3 protein-coding genes and 1 pseudogene are annotated in these 4,537 nt (G+C 72.1%); 2 read left to right on the top strand and 2 right to left on the bottom strand.

Annotation, left to right across the window (positions count from 1 at the left end):
* Together V7793_RS33900 and V7793_RS33895 are read right to left on the bottom strand one after the other, a co-directional pair.
* Positions 1-489, bottom strand: a pseudogene (locus V7793_RS33900) (oxidoreductase); the annotation flags it as partial.
* Positions 486-614 (bottom strand): hypothetical protein, encoded by a 129-nt coding sequence (locus V7793_RS33895; protein ID WP_336013535.1) that lies wholly within the window; start codon positions 612-614, stop codon positions 486-488. The pseudogene V7793_RS33900 and the gene V7793_RS33895, both read right to left, overlap by 4 nt.
* Positions 615-933: 319 nt before the next feature.
* On the opposite strand from V7793_RS33895, the gene V7793_RS33890 reads away from it, so the two are divergent.
* Positions 934-3,822 carry a leucine--tRNA ligase gene (locus tag V7793_RS33890; protein WP_336013534.1) on the top strand — a complete coding sequence of 963 codons (2,889 nt, stop codon included), beginning with the start codon at positions 934-936 and terminating at the stop codon, positions 3,820-3,822.
* A 147-nt stretch (positions 3,823-3,969) separates the two neighbouring features.
* The coding region (locus V7793_RS33885) for a hypothetical protein (protein WP_336013533.1) at positions 3,970-4,537 on the top strand (568 nt) is incomplete at its 3' end.

The following is a 4,537-nucleotide window of genomic DNA, read 5'->3' as shown; positions in this document are numbered from 1 at the left end:
GGACAGGCCGCGCACGGGCCGCCCGTGCCGGTCGGTGAGGCCCCGCTCGGCGAGCGCCTCCCGTACCGAGGCCTCGGCCGTCGCCCGGGTCACCCCGACCACCACCGAGCCGGCGCCGAGGGCGGCCGCGGCCAGCAGCGCCCCGTCCAGCACCAGGTGCGGCGCCCGGCCGAGCAGCACGGCGTCCTTGCGGCAGGAAGGATCGCCCTCGCAGCCGTTGACCACCACCGCGGGGCGGGTGCTGCGCCGCTGTGCCGTCCGCCCGACCGCCCGCAGCTTCTGCGCGAACGGGAAGCCCGCGCCTCCGCGGCCGCGCAGCGCGACCGCCTCCGCGAGCGCCGCCAGCTGCTCCTCGGTGTGCCCGGGCAGCGAGCCGTGCACCGACAGGTGCGCGCTGCGGTCCAGCCGGGCCGCCCGGTCCAGCCCGGCCAGCAGGCGCGGCGGCCCCAGGGAGAGGACCGCCGGCTGCTCGGGGAGTGCGGCGCTCACCGGGCCCGGCCCGGGGCGCCCGGCCGCGGCCGGTCCGCCCCTATGCGCCTTTGGACCACCGTCGCGGCGGGCTGGGCCGGGTCGAGGACGCCACCGGTGCGGTCGGGGAAGTCGAGGAGGTCCATGGCACCGCACCGTAGGGAGCCCACCGGCGGCGTGCGGTCCGCTTCGCGCAACCCCGGCGCGAGGGGTCTCACCACTGCTAACGTCGGTTCGTTCGGCGCAGCCGTACCAGGGCCTGAACCTCGATGCGGCCCCTTCGGCCCCTGCGGTAACCTGACCCCATGCGTGCCGTACGCCTTCTGCTTAGCGGGCCGCGCTGATCAGCACCGACCGGTGACCACGGTCGGCATCGGCGCGGCGTCCCCTCCTGTGCGAGGGGATTTTTCATTTCCGCAGGTGCCGCAGGTAGAGACGACGACGATCGATGGAGCTTTGAGGACGATGAGCGAGACCAACACCGCCGCCGAGGTGGCTGCCCCGCACCGCTACACGGCCGCGCTGGCCGCCGACATCGAGGCACGCTGGCAGGACTTCTGGGACGCCGACGGCACCTACGAGGCGCCCAACCCCACCGGTGACCTGGCGGGCGACCCCGCCGTCGTGGCCCGCCCCAAGAAGTTCATCATGGACATGTTCCCGTACCCCTCGGGTGCGGGCCTGCACGTCGGCCACCCGCTCGGCTACATCGCCACCGACGTCTACGCGCGCCACCACCGCATGACCGGCCACAACGTCCTGCACACCCTGGGCTTCGACGCCTTCGGCCTGCCCGCCGAGCAGTACGCCGTGCAGACCGGCACGCACCCGCGGGTCTCCACCGAGGCCAACATCGTCAACATGAAGGCGCAGCTGCGCCGCCTGGGCCTGGGCCACGACAAGCGCCGCTCCTTCGCCACGATCGACCCGGCCTACTACAAGTGGACCCAGTGGATCTTCCTGCAGATCTTCAACTCCTGGTACGACGAGGAGGCGAAGAAGGCCCGCCCGATCAGCGAGCTGATCGCGCAGTTCGAGAGCGGGCGGCGTGAGGTGCCGGGCACGCGCGCGTGGGGCGAGCTGAGCGCCGCCGAGCGCGAGGACGTCCTGGGCGGCTTCCGCCTGGCCTACGCCTCCGACTCGCCGGTCAACTGGTGCCCCGGCCTGGGCACCGTCCTGGCCAACGAGGAGGTCACCGCCGACGGCCGCTCCGAGCGCGGCAACTTCCCCGTCTTCAAGTCCAAGCTGCGCCAGTGGAACATGCGGATCACCGCCTACGCGGACCGCCTGCTGGAGGACCTGGACGCCCTGGACTGGCCCGAGGCCATCAAGCTCCAGCAGCGCAACTGGATCGGCCGCAGCGTCGGCGCCCGCGTCGACTTCGCCGTCGAGGGCCACGCGGACGCCAAGGTCACCGTCTTCACCACGCGCCAGGACACCCTCTTCGGCGCCACCTACCTGGTCGTCGCCCCCGAGCACCAGCTCGTCACCGAGGACGAGGCCCACCGCTCGGTCGTCCCGGCCGCCTGGCCCGAGGGCACGCACGAGGACTGGACCGGCGGGCACGCCACCCCGGCCGAGGCCGTCGCCGCCTACCGCAAGGAGGCCGCCGCCAAGTCCGACGTCGAGCGGCAGGCCGACGCCAAGGAGAAGACCGGCGTCTTCACCGGCGTCTACGCGATCAACCCGGCCAACGGCGAGAAGCTGCCCGTCTTCACCGCCGACTACGTGCTGATGGGCTACGGCACCGGCGCGATCATGGCCGTCCCCGCCCACGACAGCCGCGACTTCGCCTTCGCGCGCGCCTTCGACCTGCCGATGCACTGCGTCGTGCAGCCGGCCGACGACCGCGGCACCGACCCGTCCACCTGGGCGGAGTCCTTCGACTCGTACGACGCCGAGATCATCAACTCGGCCGGCGAGGGCGTCTCCCTGGACGGCCTGGTCGTCACCGAGGCGAAGACCCGCATGGCCGAGTGGCTGACGGAGCAGGGCATCGGCGAGGCCACCGTCAACTTCCGCCTGCGCGACTGGCTCTTCAGCCGCCAGCGCTACTGGGGCGAGCCCTTCCCGATCGTCTACGACGAGCAGGGCGTCGCCCACTCGCTGCCCGAGTCGATGCTGCCGCTGGAGCTGCCCGAGGTCGAGGACTACTCGCCGCGGACCTTCGAGCCCGACGACGCCGACACCGAGCCCGAGACCCCGCTCTCCCGCAACGAGGAGTGGGTCAACGTCACGCTGGACCTCGGCGACGGCCCCAAGCGCTACCGCCGCGAGACCAACACCATGCCCAACTGGGCGGGCTCCTGCTGGTACGAGCTGCGCTACCTCGACCCGCACAACGACGAGAAGCTGGTCTCCGCCGAGGCCGAGCAGTACTGGATGGGCCCGCGCGAGGGCCAGCCGCACGGCGGCGTCGACCTGTACGTCGGCGGTGCCGAGCACGCCGTGCTGCACCTGCTGTACGCCCGCTTCTGGTCCAAGATCCTCTTCGACCTGGGGCACATCTCCTCGGCCGAGCCGTTCCACAAGCTCTACAACCAGGGCATGATCCAGGCGTACGTCTACCGCGACGCCCGCGGCATCGCCGTCCCCGCCACCGAGGTGGAGGAGCGCGGCGGCGCGTACTACTACCAGGGCGAGAAGGTCAGCCGGCTCCTCGGCAAGATGGGCAAGTCCCTGAAGAACGCCGTCACGCCGGACGAGATCTGCTCCGAGTACGGCGCCGACACCCTGCGCCTGTACGAGATGGCGATGGGCCCGCTGGACGTCTCCCGCCCGTGGGACACCCGCGCCGTCGTCGGCCAGTACCGACTGCTGCAGCGCCTGTGGCGCAACGTCGTCGACGAGGCCACCGGCGAGGTCACCGTCGTGGACGCCGAGACCGACGAGGCCACGCTGCGCGCCCTGCACAAGGCGATCGACGGCGTCGGCCAGGACCTGGCGAACCTGCGCTTCAACACCGCCATCGCCAAGATCACCGAGCTCAACAACCACGTGACCAAGCTGAGCGAGGTCCCGCGGTCCGTCGCCGAGGCCATGGTGCTGCTGATCGCGCCGCTGGCCCCGCACATCGCCGAGGAGCTGTGGCACAAGCTCGGCCGCTCCGGCTCCGTGGTGCACGCGGACTTCCCCGTCGCCGACCCTGCGTACCTGGTCGACGAGGCCGTGACCTGCGTCGTCCAGATCAAGGGCAAGGTCAAGGCGCGGCTGGAGGTCCCGCCGTCCATCTCCGACGAGGAGCTGGAGAAGGTGGCGCTGGGCGACCCGGCGGTCGTCGCGGCGCTGGGCGGCGCGGGCATCCGCAAGGTCATCGTGCGGGCGCCGAAGCTGGTGAACATCGTCCCGGCGTAAGGTTCGGTCCGGCCTACTGAGGGTTCTTCCCTACGGGCAGGTTGGGGGTTCGTTCGGAACCCCTGGCCTGCCCGTGCCGTTTACGGTGGAGACGTAGCAAAAAACCGTAGGGAAAGCTGTCGTCCCCACCCCCAGCCGAGGAGCGTCATGGAAGCCGTGGCCGTGATCGTCGTTCTGATCTTCGCGGTCCTCGTCGCACTCGGGGTGATCGCCACGGTCAGGACGGCCCGGGCGGTCAAGCGAGGAGTGGACCGCACCGTCGGCCAGGCGCGCCGCACGGTCGAGGACACCCGGCTGAAGGCCCGGCAGTTCGCCCAGCCGGGACCGGCCGGGGAGGTCGCCCAGCTGCGCCTGTCCCTGCGCACGTCGATGCGCGCCACGCAGGACGCCCTGCAGAGCGCCGCACCCGACGACGCCTCGCTGTCCGAGGCGCTCGCCCTCTTCCAGCGGCTCAGCGCCCACGGCCACGAGCTGGACGACGAGCTCAAGCGCCTGGAGAACGAGCCGGACAAGGCCCGCGTCGCGGCCTGCCTGCCCGAGCTCCGCGAGCGCACGGCCCGCGTCAAGGACTCGGCGGACTCCCTGCGCTTCGCCGCCCAGGACCGCGCCCGGCGCTTCGCCGAGGACGACCTGGAGACGCTGAGCGGCCAGATCCGCATGGAGGCGGGGGCGCTGCGGCACTGGAGCGACGAGCCGGTGACCGGAGGGGCGGTGG

Source organism: Streptomyces sp. KLMMK, from assembly GCF_036961605.1.
GTDB lineage: Bacteria > Actinomycetota > Actinomycetes > Streptomycetales > Streptomycetaceae > Streptomyces > Streptomyces telluris.
The sequence above is the reverse complement of the archived record's forward strand: the minus strand, read 5'-3'. Positions and strand labels throughout refer to the sequence as shown.

Bases quoted from the DNA above. Each gene is read 5' to 3' on its own strand.
- V7793_RS33895 (WP_336013535.1), bottom strand. From the start codon at position 614: ATGGACCTCCTCGACTTCCCCGACCGCACCGGTGGCGTCCTCGACCCG.
- V7793_RS33890 (WP_336013534.1), top strand. From the start codon at position 934: ATGAGCGAGACCAACACCGCCGCCGAGGTGGCTGCCCCGCACCGCTAC.